Source organism: uncultured Friedmanniella sp., from assembly GCF_964244005.1.
Lineage (GTDB): Bacteria > Actinomycetota > Actinomycetes > Propionibacteriales > Propionibacteriaceae > Microlunatus.
Window position 1 is genome coordinate 76,902 of the sequence record NZ_CAXTHG010000017.1, and the last position, 17,546, is coordinate 94,447.

Below are 17,546 nucleotides of genomic sequence, written 5' to 3' on the forward strand. Positions count from 1 at the left end.
CGTCACCAGGGCCCGCTCGCCACCTGCTCCAGGTGGGCGTAGTCGGGGAGGTCGATCTTGTCGGCGGGCGGGGAGAACAGCCGCCCGCTCAGCTTGCCGGCCACGGGGCTGGAGGCGATCCGCAAAGCCACCCGGAAGGTCTCCAGGCCCAGCCGGGTTCGCGGGTTCGCGATCTGCGGTACACCCGGCGGCAGCCGCTGGGCCTGGTCGACGTAGGGACGCATGACCCGCTCGTAGCCGGCGAAGGCGTCGCGGTGGTCGACGTGGGCGGCCAGCTCGCCGGCCAGGACGTACGCGCCGACGACGGACAGGCTGGTGCCCATGCCGCTGACCGGGGACGCGCACCAGGCGGCGTCGCCGGTGAGCGCGACCCGCCCCCGCGACCATTGCTCGGCCTTCACCTGGCCGATGGTCTCGAAGTACATGTCGTCGGCGCCGTCGAGGGCGTCGAGGACGCGCGGTGCCTGCCAGCCGACGTGGGCGAACTGCTGCCGCAAGTGGTCCTTCTGCTCGTCCCGGGACCGGCGCCCGCCCGCGGCCTCGTCCCGGTCGCCGTAGATGACCGAGGACAGGACGGCCCGAGTGGTGCCGTGGCGGTCGGGGCGCAGCGTGACGGCGAGGCCGCCGGGCTCGTTGTACCAGTTCCACCAGCTCGTGTCGGCGTCCGTGCGGGGGATGGTCAGGTAGGTCATCTCCATCCCGAGCGGACGCAGGGAGACGCCGTCGGCGAAGACGAGTCCCCGGGTGGACGAGCGCATCCCGTCCGCGGCGACGACGACGTCGAAACGCCGTTCGGTCCCGCTCTCCAAGGTGACCACGACGTCGGTCCCGGTGTCGTCGAGCGCCACGATCCGGTCGCCGTACAGGTATTCGGTCTGCCCGTCCCCCGCGTCGACGAAGATCCGGGCCAGGTCGCCGCGGAGGATCTCGAGCTCGGCGGTCGCTCCGGCGGTCTCGGACTTCTGCACGGGGAACTCCGCCACGACGGCACCGCCCGCCCCCAGGAACCGGGTGCCGACCTCACCGGTGTTCGCCGCCCGGACGGCGTCCTCGAGGCCGGCCCGGCGCAGCACCTCCCGGGCGGCGCCCCGGATGTCGATGTTCTGTCCACCGGTGCGGAAGGCGGGGGCGCGTTCGACGATGGTGGTGTCCCAGCCGTACCGGGTGAGCCACAGCGCCAGGGCGGGCCCGGCGATGCTCGCGCCGGCGATCAGGATGGACGGTCGACTCATGGGTGGCCCTTCAGGCGGGGGTGCGTACGGCGTGACAGGGTCAGGCGCAGTTCCCCGACCCTACGTCGGTGCGGTCTCGACATTTGTTTGGTACCGAAGAGCGGCGTCACCGTGCTCGTCGGATCGAGCGACCTGGTTCGCGGGAGGTAGGCGTTGCCGCCGCTGCTGCGCGAGCCGTCGAACGCCCGGATCGTCAGCGTGTCGAGCAGAGTCGGGTCCTGACCGCGAACGCCGACCCGACCCGACCCGACCCAACAAACCCTCACCAGTCGATGTACGGCCAGATCCATCTAGCCGAGTGAGGCGTTCGTCGCAGCGACGGCGCACGCAAAGACGTTGCGACATGCTGCCGCGACTACGCGGCACCATGTCGCAACATCCCTTCCGCTGGATCCCTCAGGCCGCTTCGTCGAGGTCCCTGACCGCGCGGACAGCAGCGACGGCGCGCGGGAACCCGATGTAGGGGAAGCAGTGGACGAGGGCGGCGACCACCACGGTCTTGGAGTTACCGACCTGAAGGCAGGCCCGACCGTGGGGGCCCAGCTGGGCCGCCGTGTCGCCGAGAGCGGCGAGGGCGCAGAGCACGAGGAGCTCGCGCTGGGCCAGACTCAGCCCGCCGCGGGTGTAGAAGTCGCCGAAGCAGAACGCGGTGAGGAACTGCGGCAGCAGCTGGCCGAACGGCGCGGGCAGGTCGGCGAGATCGTCCTTGATCTCGTTGCCGTAGAGCGGCAGCTGCTCGGCGAGACCGGACGCGTACCGGTCGGCGTCCGCGACCGTGCCCTGCGCCGGCAGGGGCAGCTCGATGTCGTGGTCGGCGAACACGTCGTTGATGGTGGCGACGGCGTTGAGCGTGCGGGGGAAGCCCACGAAGGGAGCCAGCTGGTAGACGGCCTCACGGATCTGGACGGGCGTCACACCGACGCGCAGGGCGGCGGCCGTGTGCGCCTTCAGCTGCGGCAGGGTCTGCAGGCAGGCGAGCAGGGTCACGGTGATCAGCTCGCGGGTCTGGTCATCGAGGACCCCGGTGTCGAAGACGTCGCCGAAGATGAACCGGCGCAGGATCTCCATCAGCTCCGGGTCCTGCTCAGGCACGCTGGTGTCGCGGGGGCCGAAGAGCCGTTCGTACGTCGCTTCGGCGTGGGCCTGGCGGGCGGACGCTTCGGGGCCGTGTCGGTCAGCGGTCATGGTCACCCCTGTCGGTAATGGACGCGCCAGATCGGGGCGCCTTCGGCCGGACCATAGTCGTGCCGGCCCGTGGCTGGCTAGTAGTCATCTCCGGAAGTTCGTCGAGGGTCCAGCGTCGTCCAGGTAGCCGACCGCCGTACGGGCGGGGTGCTCGTCGGAGCGGAGATAGTCGGTGTCGCCCATGCCGGCCGGGCTGGTCACCCGCTCGCGCACCAGATCGACGAAGGGGATCCCCGCGGCTCGTTCCGCGAGCAGGGCCAGCACGACGAAGCCACCGTTGTAGGCGAACCGCTCATCGGGAGCGAAGCTCTGCGGGTGCCCGTCGAGGACGGCCAGGTAGTCGGTGGTCGTGACCAGGGTGTGCACCGGCACGGCGAGGACGTACTCGTCGATGCTGCTGAGGTTGTCGTCGTCGAGGAAGTCCCCGATGCCGGAGCGATGATGAGCCAGCAGGTGCTCGACGGTGACCCGGTCGTCGTCGGGGGCAGGTCCTGGCCCAGCAGCTCGCGCGCCGGCGTGGTCAGCGGCAACGTGCCGTCGGCGGCGAGCGCGTGCACGACGACGGCGGTGAACCCCTTCGACCCGCTCGCCGTCGCCATCCTGGTGTCCACGGTCATCGGTACCTGCGCGGCTCGTCGACCCGTGACGCTAGTGCCTCGACTCCCATGCCCGGTGACGTGACGCCGACCCGCGGACGGCGTCACCGGCGTTTTCGGACCCTCTGCTGCGCTCAGGAGTCGAGCAACCGCGTCAACCAGGCGGTTCGGGCGGCGGTCATGGCCCGGGAGAGCACGGCCTGCGGCGCCATCAGGTCAAAGCCGTGGAAACCGCCGGGCCAGACGTGCAGCTCGGCGACTCCCCCGCTAGCCCAGATGGTGCTGGCGTAGGCCACGTCCTCGTCGCGGAAGACCTCGGCGGTACCGACGTCGACGAAGGCGGGCGGGAGCCCGGCCAGATCGGTAGCGCGGGCGGGGGCGGCGTAGATGCTGACGTCCGCGGTACCGCGACGTTCCCCGAGCAGGGCGCTCCAGCCGGTCTCGTTGCTGGTGCGGTCCCAGACGCCGACGCCGTCGATCTGGTGCGCGGAGACGGTGTCGTTGCGGTCGTCGAGCATGGGATAGATCAGCACCTGGCCGGCGAGCGCTGGCCCCTGCCGGTCCCGGGCCAGCAGGGTGGTACCGGCGGCGAGCCCACCGCCTGCGCTCGCGCCCACGATGATCAGCCGGTCCGGGTCGACGCCGAGCTCGGCCGCGTGCTCGGCGGTCCAGAGCAGGGCGGCGTAGCAGTCCTCGACCGGGTACGGGTCGGGGAACTCGGGCGCAAGCCGGTACTCCACGCTGACGCAGACGCCCTGGAGGCGTTCGACCCAGTCCAGCACGACCTCGACGCCGGTGAACCGGTCGCCGATGATCATCCCGCCGCCGTGGTGTGGAAGAAGCCCGGGCCCGGGTGGGTCTGCGCGCGGGTCGAGAAGATCGAGACCACGAGGTCGGCTCCCTGGTAGCCGGGAACCGTCTCTTCCCGGTGGGTGATGTCGGGCCGTGCGGCGAGGATGTCCGCGATCGGTGGCGTGACGCTGGCAGCCCGCATCGGTTCGATCATCTCAGGGGTGATGCTGGGCGGTAGCTGCTCGGCCAGCACGGTGAGGACTTCCGCCAGCTCGGGATCGAACGGCGGACGGGTGGTGGGCATCGTTGCCTCCAGGACGTGGGCGATAGTCGGCGCTCTGAGTGTGCATCAGGGCTGGACATGACCATGCGGGGTCCCCCGGCTGGGCCCGGTTGGGTCAGTCGGTGGTGATCGGGCTGCCGGCGGCGATGTCGCCGTCGCTGAGGATGTCGACGCGAAGCCCACCACGGTGGATGAGCGGTCGGAGCAGCCCGGGTCCGTGCAGCCGTTCGAGGTGGGCGCAGGGTTCGGCGAGACGCAGGCCGCGACAACGGATGTCGCCGATGCGGAAGTCGCGTCCGACGAGTGCGTTGACGTCGATGCCGCGGGTCAAGACGTTGCGCCGGGTGCTGGCGAAGTCGAGGGCGGCGTCGCGGGTCGTGAGCTCCTCGACCACCTCCGCGGCGATCAGGGTCAGCTCGTACCCGGGCCGGTGAGCGCCGCGGGGGCTGAAGGTGCCGGCGCTGGTGGCGTAGCGGTCGCCCGCCAAGCCACGACCACGGAGGGCGCGAGCGTGCGGGACCACCTGCATGGGGACCTCAGCGAGCGGGGCCACCGCGAGCAGCTCGACGACGCCCGTCAGTCGCGGGCCGGCCGGCACTGCTGTGACGACGGGGTCGAGCGAGGCGACGGCGTAGGCGCTGTGAATGGCGAGGTCGGCGGTCGCGCGGCCGAGCAGGGCGGGGTCCTGGGGGCTGAGAACGACGCCGGGCGGCGTCCCGAAGGCCAGCACGGCGGTCTGGTGAGCGCCGTCGGCCCGGGGCCCGTCGACCAGGGCGATCCACCAGCCGGCCCACTGGAACGACCCAGGCTCGGCGATCGGGAGGATGCCGTAGCCGCGGCCGGCGAGCCAGCTCTTCCACGACGCGAGCACGTGCGTCACCGACAGGTCCTCGAGCGCGGGGAGCTCGGCGAGCGGCACTTCGGTGACCGACGACAGGCAGGAGGCGAGGCTGCGGACGAGCGGGCTGGCCGGTCCGTCGGGCAGGTCGACCTGGATCACTGTCGGCTCCGGGTGGTGTGGTCTGGGAGCAGTAACCCTACGGGAACTGGCTCGGGTGCTGGTGGCACAGGAGATGCCGGCCGGTCGGTGGGCCGCGCGGTCGAGGTCGTCACGCACGCCGGCGGGCTCGGCGGCCAGCGGCAGGTTGTGGGCGTCGCGGACGCCGTCCAGGCTGTCCGGCCGGTCGGGCTCCGGGCGAGCGAAGAACGCCCCGAAGTCGGCTGTCGCGGGTCCGGTCTCGGCGACCAGCTCAAAGGTCTTGCCCACCGCCTCCGGTGAGGTGAGGCTCGGCACGGGCACCTCGGCGATCTGGCTGCGACGCGACGACCCCGTCGCTGGAGTTGCCGGCGCGGCGGGTGTCGCCCTGCAGGGCGACCAGACGTTGCTGGTCAGGCCCGTTGCCGTCGAACCAGCCCGGTCGCACGATCGTTTACCGCCGGCTGCTGCCCGGGACCAGCCCCTCGGAGCAGAGGTTCCCGTCGTGCGCCTGGGCGGACTGGTGGTCGGAGCCCTCACGGTCGGTGACCACGAAGGCGGTCAGCAGGCGCCGGCGCCGGAAGCTGCTGGGCTCGCGCCGGACTGCGGACCAGGGCGCGGACCAGGTGACCCCGGGCCAGCGGTTCCGCCACGACCAGCCGGCCGATGCTGCGGGAGGCACGGACCACGAGCCCGGCCAGGGAACCGGTGTGGCCGGCACGGCTGTGCTCCACCGGTGGTCCTTCCGGGACGGGTCGCGGGGTGTGTGCCGCGGGTGTGCCGCAAGGGGCTTGACCGGTCAGCGGCCGAGGGAGGTCTGCTCGGCGGGTACCACGTCGTGGCTCGCCGCCCAAGAGGCAAGCAGCTTCAGCCCGTCGGCGGTCGGCGTGCCGGCGGCCGCGGTATAGACGTTGAGCTGCAGGCCCGCCTCGGAGGAGAGCTCAGCGGACACGAAGTCGAGGTCGAGCTGGCCGACGACGGGATGCCGCAGCCGCTTGCGTCCGCTGCGGTGGTAGCGGACGTCCTGGGACGCCCAGCGCTGCCGGAACAGAGCACTCCTGGTGGAGAGCTCGCCGACGAGCTCGATCAGCGCCTGGTCGTGCGGGTGACGACCGGCCTCGAGCCGCAGCATGGCGGCGGCGTCGCGGGCGATCTGGTCGTAGTCGACGAAGAACTGCTCGGCGGCCGGGTCGAGATAGACGAAGCGGGTGGTGTTCGCCGGGCGGCGGGGGTCGGCCAGCACGGGTGAGTAGAGCGCCCGGCCGAGCTGGTTGATCGCGATGATGTCGTGCCGACCGTTGCGGACCCACGCGGGCGCGTCGGTGATGGCGTCCAGCACCTGCTGGATGACAGGGCTGAGCGCCGGCGGGGCCTGCCGTCTGTGCCGGCTGGCCCTCGTGCCCGCAGCCCGGGCCAGCGCAAAGAGGTGGTCGCGCTCCGCGTCGTCGAGGTGCAAGGCCGAGGCGAGCGCGTCGAGGACGCTGTCGGACGCGCCGGACAGGTTGCCCCGCTCCATCCTTACGTAGTAGTCGACCGAGACCCCGGCGAGCATGGCCACCTCCTCTCGGCGCAGCCCCTGCACCCGACGGTTGCCGCCGTACGCGGACAGCCCCGCCTGCTCCGGGGTGATCCGAGCCCGCCGGGAGCTCAGGAAGTCCTGGATCTCCGCTCGTGCGTCCGTGGTGGCCATGGTTCCCACGGTAGGAGGTACATCGCCTGGGCGGGAGGCCCTGTCAGTACCCTCAACGACCGGGCAGGCGCACTGAAGGCCCTGATCCGGCCGCGACGGCAGCTGCCCAGAGCCGCTTTTCCTTGCCGAGCAGGCATTTGGCCTCGACCGGATCGCCGGACCCCGCTCGGTCTTCATGATCATCGTGGCTCCACGGAGGTGAGCGGGCGCAGGAGCGGGTCCGGCGCCGGGTCGGCGGTCGCCGGGCGACGACCGCCGCGTTGAGCTCCGGCGCCGGCCAGGACGACCAGGGTGATGGCCGCGAGCTGGAGGGGTGATGGGTGCTGGGAGAGGGATGACCAGGCCGAGCACCAGACCGATGGCTGGTTCGAGAGCCATCAAGGTGCCGAAGGCGGTCGGGGTCATCCGACGCAGGGCGAGCAGATCGAGCGCGTACTGCAGGACCGGGAAGAGCAGCGCGAGCCCCGCAGCCGTCGCGACCACCTGCAGAGTCAGGTGACCGACGGCCTGGGGCACTCCGAACACGGCCGCGGTGGCGGCGGCCACGGGCACGGTCAGCGGCCCCAGGAGCTCCACAGCGACGGCCGTCCGAGCGGGATCGGTTCGATGGCGGCGAGGGAGCAGATGGTGACGAGCCCGCTGACCACGCCGAGTCCGATCAGAGCCGGCAGATCGACCCGCCGGATCGACCGCAGCGGGGCCGGGCGATCACCAGGAACACGATCGCGCCGGCGGTCAGCGTTCATGGCGGGACAGAACTGGCCGACCTGGGGCGGGCGGCGGGGATCCGGGCCGTCACGGCCGGCCCAACAGCCGCCGCGCCACCTGGACGTCGGGGCCGAACCGGCTCAGCTGGCCGACCAGGTCGTCGGCGGCGGCGGTGAGCGCGCCGTCGGTGAGCGGCCCGAGGCCGTCGAGGATGAACAGCGCCGCGGTCGTCCCGTCGGTGAGCTGGGTACGGGCGGCCTGTCGCCAGTTCCAGCGGCGACAGGTGACGCCGGCGTCGTCGCACCAGACGACCTCGCCGGCATCGGGGCGCTCGAGGACGGGCTCGCCGCCCGCCGTGGTGTCGAACGGCTCCTGGCCGGCGGCGCGGACCAGCCGGGGCGACCCGGCGTACCGGTCGAGGTCCTCCCCGCCGAGCGGAACCTGGTGCAGCACGGACACGGCGTTGTAGAGGTCGGTGAGCCGGTTGACCCGCGGCAGTCCGGTCGCGGTGCGGCGCAGCAACGCCTCGAGGCTGTTGCGGGTGCGCTGGGGCTTGGCGCCGAAGGCACGGTACGCCTCGCGCCAGGCGGCGACGTGCGGTAGGTCCTCCACCGGCCGGTCGATGAGCGCCTCGCGCGCGGCGGTCTCCGCCTGCTCCAGCAGCCGTTCGGTGGTGGCGTCGCTCGGGCCGGGCTCGAGACCGTCGACCGCCAGCAGCAGGGCGCGGTAGTCCGGTCGCAGCGCGAACACGGCCTCGTCGATCTCCGCCTGCGCCAGAAAGGTCTGCAGGGTCCTCAGGTCAGGCATGAGTATTTCTTCCTCGGGGTGGGGAGCCGACGGCGGGCTCGTAGACGGAGAGGGAGAAGCGGGCCGACGCATCGGCCGGGTTGCCGTACGCGTGCGGCAGGTCGCCGGGAAAGGACAACGCGTCCCCGGTCTGGAGCGTGACCATCTGCTCGGCGACCTCGACGACGACGGCGCCCTGCTGCACCTGCAGCAGCTCGCGGGTGCCGGCGGCGTGGGCCTCGCTCACCTGCCGGTCACCGGGGCCCAGCGTCCAGTCCCACAGCTCGAGGACGTCGGGCGGTGTGGTGCTGGCGACGAGGACAGCACGACCACCCGCGTCACCGGACCAGAGCACCGGCCCCGTACCGCTGGGGGTCAGCTTCAGCGTCGTCGCCCTCGGCGACTCGACCAACGCCGACAGCCCCACGCCGAGCGCGTCGCTCAGCTTGAGCAGCAGAGCGATGCTCGGGTTCGCCGTGCCTTGCTCGATGTTGATCAACATCCGCCGGCTGACGTCGGACACCCCCGCTAGCTGGTCAAGCGTCCACTGCCGGGACTGGCGCTCCTGCCGGAGCCGTTCCCCGATCAGTCGGGTTAGTGCGGCCGGCGTCTCCATGGAGTGCAGCATAGTGCATTAGTCGGTGCACAAGTCAGGCTCACAAGATCGACCAGTTCAAGCCGGAAGGATCGACGGTGCGCGGAAGCAGGTTTCCAGGTGGCTATGTCGAAGAAACCTGCTTACGTGCACAGTCGATCTTCCTTGGCGCCCCGGTTCGCTGATGAGGGTGGGACGGGCGAGCAACGAGCGCGAGCGGGTGCCGTGAGACTGTTCGGGTTCCTCGCGATGCTGGTGCACCGACCCACGCGGGACGCGGCGGCCGTCCTCTCGCGGGAGGGCCTGAATCCTGCGCAGTTCCAGCTGCTGCTGGCGGTACGAGCCCAGCCCGGCGCTCGGCAACGCGAGCTCGGGGAGCGTTTCGGGGTCACGGGCGGGAACGTGTCCCTGCTGGTCTCCAGGCTCACGGCGGCGGGCTGGCTGCGTCGCGAAGCCGACGGCGCCGCCAACCGGATCTGGTTGGCCGAGGCGGGCGACGAGCTGGTCGACCGGCTCGAGCCCGACCAGCGCGCGTTCATGCTCGGGCGGTTCCACCTCCTCAGCGACGACGAGCTGGACCAGCTGCACCGGCTCGCCGAGAAGACCGTGCAGGGGTTGCCGCCCGCGCCGTGAGGTTCTACGGCGGCGTTATGTTCAGTGGCAAACATTGATCAGGTCAGTCGCCACCAGTAGCCGACCAGGCCGCGCATGTCGCCGCCCTTCACGATGTGCGGGATCACACCACGCCCCGAGCCCGGCCTAGGAACTCCCCGACCTGCGCGACGACCAGGTCGAGCCGCTGCAGACTGGCCGCCGTCGACTCCTCGAGGTAGCCCGTCGAGTTGGCCGAACGGGCCCGCTGGTTGAGGTTCACCCCGATCGCCCCGAGGACCCGCTGCAGCCCGAACAGCTCACCGGCCACCGCCCGGCGGGCGGCGGCCTCCCCGGGGCCACCGGACAGAGCGCTCTCGACCAGCAACCGGGGCACCGTCACGCCCTGTGCGTTTGCCACCTCCACCAGCCGCGCCTCCTGCTCGGCCGACACCTTCACCACATGCCGCACCCCGCGCGGCTGGCCCACCCGGCGGACCTGGCGCCGCACCGTCCTCGGCTCCTCCGTCACCACGCACCTCCCGCCCTGTCAGCCCAGCGCAGCGACCCCAACGGGGCCCTTGTGACAGGTGTGGCTCGATAGGGGCTCTTGTCACCTAACTTGCTTAAGTCTTGGCTTGGGTTTGATTGACCCGAGTCACCTCGACCATCCGCGCCGACACATCAAACTCAGAGCTTGCTCGGCACGGCTGGCGAGTGAGACGCAGTCCTCGACAACGTTGTTCGCCGGGACTCTTCAAAGGACTTTGGTCCCTGCCTTTCTGTGACGTTCGGCACGGTTGCCAGCCAGGACTCTTTTATAGGTTTCCTTTGCTGGCGCGTCGGCGTCCGCACCCCTACGTGGAGTGGTGCCGTTGTGTCCGCTTCGTCTGGTCGTTACCGCCCCAGCTTCCGCCGAGCCGGCTCGGTTGTGGTCGCCTCGCCGGCGACGGCGGCAGTGTTGGCGACGTTCTGTCCCTCACCGGCGTCAGCGGCCCCGCCGGCAGCACCGGCGCCTGCGCCTTCGCCGGGGTCGGACAAGCACGGGTCGGAGTCGGAGCTACGGGCTGCGGTGGCGAAGGCGAAGCAGACCGGTCAGCGGGTCGAGGTCATCGGGCAGCAAGGGCTGGCGAAGTCGACGTTCGCGAACCCGGACGGCTCGTTCACCGACGAGACCACCCAGACTCCGACGCGAGCCAAAGCGGCTGACGGCTCGCTGGTGTCGATCGATACCACCTTGGCGCTGTCTCGGGGCCGGTTGACGCCGAAGGCGACGAACAGCAAGGTGTCGATCCGCGCGACCGCGTCGATCGATACGAAGCTGGCGACTGCAGACGTGGCGAACCTGGACCTCCCGGGCGCGGCCAACATCACGATGGGTTTTGGAGCGGCCCTCCCTGTTCCTGTGGTCACGGGCGATACCGCCACCTACGCGTTGTCGCCGACGGCAGTGCTGACCGCGTCAGCGATGGACGACGGCTTCAGCGAGAATGTCGTGCTCAGTGCTGCACCGGCAACGGCGCCGACGTACCGGTTCCCGCTCACGGTGGCCGGCGGTCTCACGCCGAAGCTCGAAGACGGCGTCCTGACCTTCACCGATGCCGACGGCAACGTCGTTGCGTCGAGCCGGCCCCTGATTGCCTGGGACGCGCACCGCGACGGCGGGGAGGACCCCGACCACGTCAGCACCCTGGACGCGGCACTGACCAAGGATGAGTCCGGCTGGGAGCTCACCCTCAAGCCGTCCATGAAGTATCTGACCGACCCGTCCACGCAATACCCGGTGGTGGTGGACCCGACCGTGGTCACAACCAACAACAGCGACACCTGGTACTACCCGGGCAACACGGTTCTCCACGCCAACGACTACTACCTGCGGGTCGGCGCCTCCGGGACCAACAAGGTCCGCACCTACCTCAACTGGGTGACCGGCCCGTTCACCGGCAAGGCGGTCACCGGCGCCACCATGTCGCTGTACCAGTACGAGGCGTCCAGCTGCTCCGGACAGCCCACCGAGGTCCACCCAACCCTCAGCCTCTCCAACCCGAATGCCAACCTGGTTGCCGTCGATTTGGACCCCGCGTGGGCATCGACGTCGACGTTCAACACCGGCGGGGCTGGTTGCTCGAGCTCCCCGAACGGCTACGTCACGCTCGATGTCGGCAAGCAGGTGTCGGCGTGGGTGACGGGTGAGGAGCCCCAGTACGCGATGGAGCTCCGCGCCGGCGACGAGACCGACGCCAACCAGCAGAAGCGGTTCTGCTCCGAGGAAGCCGCCCCGTCGGGAACCGGTCACTGCGAGGGCACTACGGGGGTGCCGAAGCTGTCGGTCACCTACCGTGACGAGCTCGGCATCCAGTCCAGCTACAAGATGGTCGACCACAAGCTGAACGACCGCAGCCAGCTGTCGATCAACGCCCGCAACGGCAACGCCGTCCTCAAAGCCTCCGACGTGCACCTCAACGGCCGCGGCCTCGACCTGAACATCGACCGCTTCTACAACAGCCTGATCAGCGGCGAGGACAGCCAGTTCGGGCCCGGCTGGTCGATGTCGGTCGGCCCCGACGTGTACCTCAAGCGCGGCAGCTCCTGGTTCGACTACATCGCCCCCGGCCGCACCCAGTACGGCCGGTTCGTCCGCTACAGCGACCTGCCCAGCCCCAACCCCGACAACCTGACCACCGACGACTTCCACACCCCGAACTTCGGCGGCTCCAACGTCGACATGCACGACAACGGCAGCGGCATCATGAAGATGACCTTCCACCAGACGCAGGAGAAGTACTACTTCGACAACTTCGGCTGCAACACCTGCGACCGGCTGCTGACCAAGACCGTCGACCGGAACAACAACACCATCAACTACAACTACACCAACAAGAAGCTGACCTCGATCACCGACACCCACGGCCGGACCGTCGACATCAACCGTGGCACCAACGGCTACATCAGCTCGATCACCGAGCGGTCCGCCTACAGCTCCAGCCCGCGGACTTGGACCTACCACTACAACTCGGCCAACCACCTCGACTACTACGTCGACCCGACCGGCGCCCGAACTGACTACGGCTACACCAACGACTTGCTCACCAGCATCCAGGCAGCGGTCCGGCCCGACGGGAAGCAGCCCACGACGACCCTCACCTACAGCAACGGCCAGGTCACCCAGACCGACTACCAGATCGACAGCTCCGGAAACACGAAGCGGTTCACCTGGGACATCAACGCCGACCTCAGCGACGCCCAGGACGCGTGCAACACCGACGACAACTGGGACTCCTTCACCACCGTCACCAACGTGTCCGACCCCCAAGGCGGAGCCACCAAGTACTGCTACAAGAACCGGGAGACCAACCCCAACCCGACCGACCCGAACAAGCAGACCGACAACTCGGCCAAGTTCCGCACCGTCGACGGTCTCGGTCACCGCCGCTCGACCAGCTTCACCCCGAACATGGACTCCTCGACCGGCACCGGCCAGTCGAACGAGGGCACCACCGACGGGTCGACCGTCTTCACCTACAACACCAACAACACCCTGACCAAGGCCACCCAGCCGAAGGACACCAGCGGCGACACCGCCGGCAGCACCTCCTTCGACTACCCGACCTCGAACGGCTCGGTCGCCGGAGGCAAATTCTTGCCGACCAGCACCGCAACCACGGCGTCATCGTGCTCGTCGAGCTCCTACGACAGCCGCGGGAACCTCACCGACTCCTACACCGGGATGGCCGGCACCAGCAGCAACGGCACCTGCTCCGGCTCGACCAGCGGCAAGCACAGCCACGTCAGCTACAACAACGACGGCACCCCCTCCAGCGCCTACGGCCCCGAAGCGGCCAGCTCGTCGTCGCTGACCCCGTCCGACAAGACCCAGTACTTCTACTTCTCGACCGAGCCGAACGCCGGCGAGCTGTCCAAGGTCGTCAAGCCCGGCGGCAACTCCTCCTGCACCACCGACCGGACCGGCTGCACCACCTACACCTACGACAGCTACAGCCGGGTCGCCTCCACCACCGACGGCAACAGCAAGACCACCACCTACACCTACGACAAGAACGACCGCATCACCCAGGTCCTCACCGACAGCGCCACCACCTGCACCTACAGCGCCGGCAGCTGCATCACCTACACGTTCGACAACGAAGGCAACCTGACCAGCAGGGTCGACCGGAACGGCACCACCAGCTTCGGCTACGACTGGCTGAACCGGCAGACCAGCCAGACCCAGCCCTCCGGCCTCGTCATCAGCTCCACCTTCGACGGTGCCGGGAACCTCACCACCTACGCTCAGACCGTGCCCGGAACCGCGACCGACACCGTCACCTACAGCTACGACGCCGCGAACCAGCTGCAGACCGTCACCGACGCCACCGGCACCTTCAACTACACCTACAACAACGACGGCCGCCCCACCAAGCTCGAGCTGCCGGTCACCGGGGTGTCGATCGGCTACAGCTACACCAAGAGCGGCAAGGTCAAGACCATCAATCCCGCCGGGGGCACCAGCCTTCCGTCCTACACCTACGACTACAACGACGGCACCGACGAGGACAGCCGCCTGCACAAGGTCACCACCGGCGGCGTCGATACCGTCTACCACTACAACGACGACGACCAGGTGAAGGACGCCACCCCCACCTCCGGAACGACCTACAGCTACACCTACGACGACGACGGCAACATCCGCTCCGCGAAAGCCGGGTCGACCACCACCTACTACGGCTACAACGAGAACGACCAGCTGTGCTGGTCCGGCCCCAACGACAGCGCCGCTGCCGCGATGGCCCTGACCTGCGCCACGACCCCCAGCGGTGACACGACTTACACCTCCGACAAGGCTGGCAACAACTTGGGTACTTCCACCGGCCCCATCTCCTACAACGCCCAAGGCCAGGTCGACCAGATCAGCTCACCATCGGGTGCCGGACCGGTCGCCATGACCTACCTCGACCAAGGCAACAACATCCGACTCAGCGCCGGCAACGACACCTTCGCCGGCGGCGGGAAGCTCGGCACCACCGCCCGCACCACCAGCTACGGCACCACCTTCTACACCCGCGACAACAACGGCCAGATCCTCAACGAACACGGCTACGGCGGCACCTACTTCTACCTTCTCGACCGCCTCGGCTCCACCATGGCCCTGATCGACACCAACGGCGCCAAAGCCGGCTCCTACACCTACGATCCCTACGGCAAAACCACCGCCACCGCCGGCACCAGCGCCACCGCCGCCGCCAACAACCCGTGGCGCTACACCGGCGGCTACCAAGACCCCATCGACGGCTACTACAAGTTCGGCGCCCGCTACTACGACGCCGCCGGCCACTTCACCTCAGCCGACAGCATCGCCGGCAACATCACCCGCCCCGAAAAGTACAACAGCTACACCTACACCGCCGGCGACCCCATCAACAACACCGACCTAAGTGGAACAAACCTCGGCGGCGACTTCGGCTCAAACGCTGGCGCGGTTGCGGCTGGTGCGATCGCAGGCGTAACTATTTGCGCAGCTTCAATTGGCGTGGGGTGTGTCATTGGAGGGGCGATCTTGGGATCAGCCTTGAGCGCTGGAGGTGCTTACGCCGGAACACGAATCGGCGGAGGATCGACCGCGGAAGCTCAGGGAGCGGCGCGCAACAGCGCAATCACTGGACTCTTCTTCGGCGCTATTGGTGGCCCGGTAGGCGGGCTTGTTGCCAAGGGAGCTCGGGCAGCCGCAGCTCAGTGACCCCAGAATTAGGACGGCCCAGCCGAAAGCACCTTTGGTTAGGAGGGTGGCGCGTCGGAGGAGAAGGCGGACGCGCGCTAGAGACTTCCTGCTCGGACAAGTGAGGATGAACATGACTAGAGGTAAGACAGTGCAGCCAACTGCTCGAGTACTAGTATTTACCGTGATACTTATCTTGGCAGTCGCATTGGTAATCCCAATCTTGTTTGGTCGGTCGCCCAGCATAGCTGAAATGGCGGGAATTATAGTCATCATCGTGGGCGGTTTAGTCGTTGGCGCAGGCCTCATCGTTCGGAGTATTCGCAGGCGCTGATGCGCCGCCCTCGTGTCAGCGCGGCGTCGACCGCCGGTCTCGGCCTTCCTGTTTGCGTTGGATTTGCGGTCGTAGGCACCAGTTTCTTCAGCGGTGCTGGAGGCGCACTTGGTGCTTACGCTGCTGGAGGAAATGACGACCAAGCCCGTGACGCTTTCATAGGCGGAGCGATAGGAGGGTAGGTAGGCGTCCACGCAGCCAGCGAGTATCGAGAAGGGCGTATCAGATGGCCACATTGAGCGTCGTGACAGTCTTTTTCAGCGCACTCCTAATCTTCGGAATCCCTGCTACTAATCGCAAACGTTAGGCAGCTCCCGGCAAAACGAGAAAGATTGCTCCCCCTTGCCTATGTGATACTAGCCCTGATGATTATCGGGGGATCAGTGATCGAGCTAATCCTTGCAGTAACGACTGCTTTTTGAATAGGAAGGAATAGTTTCGTGGCTCTCCGAACCTGAGAGGGGTGGGCCCGTTCATGCTGCTGATCTCAACGGTCGGGTGACCGCGATTTGGCTGAGAATACGACGTTGGTAGTTGTCGAGGTTGCGGTAGCTGCAGCCGACTCCCTTGGCCTGCTTGATGATGCGGTTGAACCCTCCGGTGCGGGCGTTGGCGATCTGCTCGGTGAGGGCCACCAGGATGGCTGGCCACCAGGTTTGGATCGTCGTGGGGAGCCGGGTGGTCTCGGGCATGGCGGCGTCGAGGGCGGCGTCGTAGAAGTCGGCCAGACGCCAGCGGATCTTGGACGGCTCGGACTCGGCGAGCAGCAGGCGAAGGTGTTCCTTGACGCAGGCGGCGCCGATCTCCTCGGTCGGGTCGGCGCGGTCGAGCATCGCGGTCAGCCGGCGCCACTGCTTGGTCGAGAGGTGCTCGGCTCCGGTCAGCAACAGCCGGCGGTTCACCCAGACCGGGTCACGACTCGTGCCGCGGCGGCCGAGCTGGTCGCGGGTGACACGTTGGCGGACCTCGGTCACTATCTGGTTCGCCAGGGCGACCAGCTGCCACTTGTCGACCGCGATCCACGCCTGCGGCAGGGCCGTGCGGATCCCGGAGGCGTAGGGCGCCGAGGGTCGATCACCACCAGCGCCACCGCCGCCGCCAACAACCCGTGGCGCTACACCGGCGGCTACCAAGACCCCATCGACGGCTACTACAAGTTCGGCGCCCGCTACTACGACGCCGCCGGCCACTTCACCTCAGCCGACAGCATCGCCGGCAACATCACCCGCCCCGAAAAGTACAACAGCTACACCTACACCGCCGGCGACCCCATCAACCGAACCGACCTGAGTGGCGAAGGTGCGAAGGCAGGAGCACTATTTGCCTATGCTTTCGGTACCGCTAGTCTGATATTCGGGATTGCTGCCACAGTCGCGACTGGTGGTGCAGCGGCACCTCTTGGCGCGGCATCCATCATCACAGGAGTAGCTGCCTTCGAAGTGGGGACAATATGTCTATTCGGCAACGAGAATTCCGAGTGCTAGGCGGTGAGTCTTGCCAACATACTTGTGGGTAGCGATGCTACTACTACTACTTGCTGGATTGGTGGTCGTACTCTTAAATTCGAGGGAAACAACTACGGCGGTATCAAAGCGTAACTCGACCTACGTTCTAGGCGGAATCCTACTGGCTTTTGTATTCCTGGGCGCTCTAGCGATATTTAGGTAGAAGCCAGTTGGATTCGGTCGAGCTTGCAACGCGCAGGACCATCACCTTCGCTGCGCCAGAGGTCCCTGAGGTGCTCTAAGTTTCCCGGACAGTGGCCCCCAAGTAAGATTGGGGCCTAACAGATTGGAAACGTATTTGCCTGAAAAGCGTGGAAAGTTCTCTCCCGAGTTCAAAGCGGCGGCTGTCCGGGAGGTGATCGACAAGTCTCGCCCCATCGCGGACGTGGCCCGAGAGAACGGGATGGTGGCTCAGACGCTGGGGAACTGGGTCAACGCCTGGCGGGTCGAGCACGCCGGCGAGCAGCCAGTGTTGACGCTCAGCGAACGGGCAAGGCTCAAAGAACTGGAACGTCAGGTGCGTGAGCTGCGGATGGAGAACGAGTTCCTGGGAAAAGCGA

At 68.2% G+C, this 17,546-nt stretch carries 15 protein-coding genes and 1 pseudogene; 4 read left to right on the top strand and 12 right to left on the bottom strand.

Annotation, left to right across the window (positions count from 1 at the left end):
- Positions 1–2 precede the first annotated feature (2 nt).
- From ACFE76_RS12395 to ACFE76_RS12440, 10 genes and pseudogenes are all read right to left on the bottom strand, one after another.
- Positions 3–1,232, bottom strand: a complete 1,230-nt coding sequence (locus ACFE76_RS12395) for an FAD-dependent monooxygenase (RefSeq protein ID WP_375432065.1) — start codon at positions 1,230–1,232, stop codon at positions 3–5.
- Positions 1,233–1,628: 396 nt separating this feature from the next.
- A complete protein-coding gene (locus ACFE76_RS12400) occupies positions 1,629–2,417 on the bottom strand; it encodes a carboxymuconolactone decarboxylase family protein (protein WP_375432066.1) in 789 nt (262 codons plus the stop codon).
- Between the two features lie 84 nt (positions 2,418–2,501).
- A pseudogene (locus ACFE76_RS12405) lies at positions 2,502–3,034 on the bottom strand (serine hydrolase domain-containing protein).
- Between the two features lie 113 nt (positions 3,035–3,147).
- On the bottom strand, positions 3,148–3,831 hold the full coding sequence (locus ACFE76_RS12410) for an alpha/beta hydrolase fold domain-containing protein (RefSeq protein ID WP_375432067.1): 684 nt from the start codon (positions 3,829–3,831) through the stop codon (positions 3,148–3,150).
- On the bottom strand, positions 3,828–4,109 hold the full coding sequence (locus ACFE76_RS12415; RefSeq protein WP_375432068.1) for a hypothetical protein: 282 nt from the start codon (positions 4,107–4,109) through the stop codon (positions 3,828–3,830). Before ACFE76_RS12415 ends, ACFE76_RS12410 begins: the two co-directional genes overlap by 4 nt.
- A 94-nt stretch (positions 4,110–4,203) precedes the next feature.
- On the bottom strand, positions 4,204–5,388 hold the full coding sequence (locus ACFE76_RS12420; RefSeq protein ID WP_375432069.1) for an MOSC domain-containing protein: 1,185 nt from the start codon (positions 5,386–5,388) through the stop codon (positions 4,204–4,206).
- A 130-nt stretch (positions 5,389–5,518) separates the two neighbouring features.
- Positions 5,519–5,746: a hypothetical protein gene (locus ACFE76_RS12425; RefSeq protein WP_375432070.1), complete on the bottom strand. Its 228-nt coding sequence runs from the start codon at positions 5,744–5,746 to the stop codon at positions 5,519–5,521.
- A 117-nt stretch (positions 5,747–5,863) separates the two neighbouring features.
- Positions 5,864–6,754 carry a helix-turn-helix domain-containing protein gene (locus ACFE76_RS12430; protein ID WP_375432071.1) on the bottom strand — a complete coding sequence of 297 codons (891 nt, stop codon included), beginning with the start codon at positions 6,752–6,754 and terminating at the stop codon, positions 5,864–5,866.
- Between the two features lie 795 nt (positions 6,755–7,549).
- Entirely contained in the window at positions 7,550–8,269 is a 720-nt protein-coding gene (locus ACFE76_RS12435) for a B3/4 domain-containing protein (RefSeq protein ID WP_375432072.1), read from the bottom strand.
- Positions 8,262–8,864: a helix-turn-helix domain-containing protein gene (locus ACFE76_RS12440; RefSeq protein WP_375432073.1), complete on the bottom strand. Its 603-nt coding sequence runs from the start codon at positions 8,862–8,864 to the stop codon at positions 8,262–8,264. Before ACFE76_RS12440 ends, ACFE76_RS12435 begins: the two co-directional genes overlap by 8 nt.
- A 204-nt stretch (positions 8,865–9,068) precedes the next feature.
- Here ACFE76_RS12440 and ACFE76_RS12445 point away from each other — a divergent pair, with 204 nt between their 5' ends.
- Positions 9,069–9,476, top strand: a complete 408-nt coding sequence (locus ACFE76_RS12445) for a MarR family winged helix-turn-helix transcriptional regulator (protein ID WP_375432074.1) — start codon at positions 9,069–9,071, stop codon at positions 9,474–9,476.
- Between the two features lie 103 nt (positions 9,477–9,579).
- On the opposite strand, the gene mobC is transcribed toward ACFE76_RS12445, so the two are convergent.
- A complete protein-coding gene (gene mobC, locus ACFE76_RS12450) occupies positions 9,580–9,945 on the bottom strand; it encodes a plasmid mobilization relaxosome protein MobC (protein ID WP_375432075.1) in 366 nt (121 codons plus the stop codon).
- Positions 9,946–10,506: 561 nt separating this feature from the next.
- Between mobC and ACFE76_RS12455 the strand changes: the two genes are divergently transcribed.
- A complete protein-coding gene (locus tag ACFE76_RS12455; RefSeq protein ID WP_375432076.1) occupies positions 10,507–15,168 on the top strand; it encodes a DNRLRE domain-containing protein in 4,662 nt (1,553 codons plus the stop codon).
- Between the two features lie 786 nt (positions 15,169–15,954).
- On the opposite strand, the gene ACFE76_RS12460 is transcribed toward ACFE76_RS12455, so the two are convergent.
- Complete coding sequence (locus ACFE76_RS12460; protein WP_375432084.1) at positions 15,955–16,527, bottom strand: transposase; 573 nt, start codon at positions 16,525–16,527, stop codon at positions 15,955–15,957.
- Here ACFE76_RS12460 and ACFE76_RS12465 point away from each other — a divergent pair.
- Complete coding sequence (locus ACFE76_RS12465; RefSeq protein WP_375432077.1) at positions 16,438–16,965, top strand: RHS repeat-associated core domain-containing protein; 528 nt, start codon at positions 16,438–16,440, stop codon at positions 16,963–16,965. The two genes, ACFE76_RS12460 and ACFE76_RS12465, sit on opposite strands and share 90 nt — an antisense overlap.
- Before the next feature lie 319 nt (positions 16,966–17,284).
- A partial coding sequence (locus ACFE76_RS12470; RefSeq protein ID WP_375432078.1) for a transposase occupies positions 17,285–17,546 on the top strand: 262 nt, incomplete at its 3' end.

Bases quoted from the DNA above. Each gene is read 5' to 3' on its own strand.
- ACFE76_RS12410 (WP_375432067.1), bottom strand. From the start codon at position 3,831: ATGATCATCGGCGACCGGTTCACCGGCGTCGAGGTCGTGCTGGACTGG.
- ACFE76_RS12400 (WP_375432066.1), bottom strand. From the start codon at position 2,417: ATGACCGCTGACCGACACGGCCCCGAAGCGTCCGCCCGCCAGGCCCAC.
- ACFE76_RS12415 (WP_375432068.1), bottom strand. From the start codon at position 4,109: ATGCCCACCACCCGTCCGCCGTTCGATCCCGAGCTGGCGGAAGTCCTC.
- ACFE76_RS12430 (WP_375432071.1), bottom strand. From the start codon at position 6,754: ATGGCCACCACGGACGCACGAGCGGAGATCCAGGACTTCCTGAGCTCC.
- ACFE76_RS12395 (WP_375432065.1), bottom strand. From the start codon at position 1,232: ATGAGTCGACCGTCCATCCTGATCGCCGGCGCGAGCATCGCCGGGCCC.
- ACFE76_RS12440 (WP_375432073.1), bottom strand. From the start codon at position 8,864: ATGGAGACGCCGGCCGCACTAACCCGACTGATCGGGGAACGGCTCCGG.
- ACFE76_RS12435 (WP_375432072.1), bottom strand. From the start codon at position 8,269: ATGCCTGACCTGAGGACCCTGCAGACCTTTCTGGCGCAGGCGGAGATC.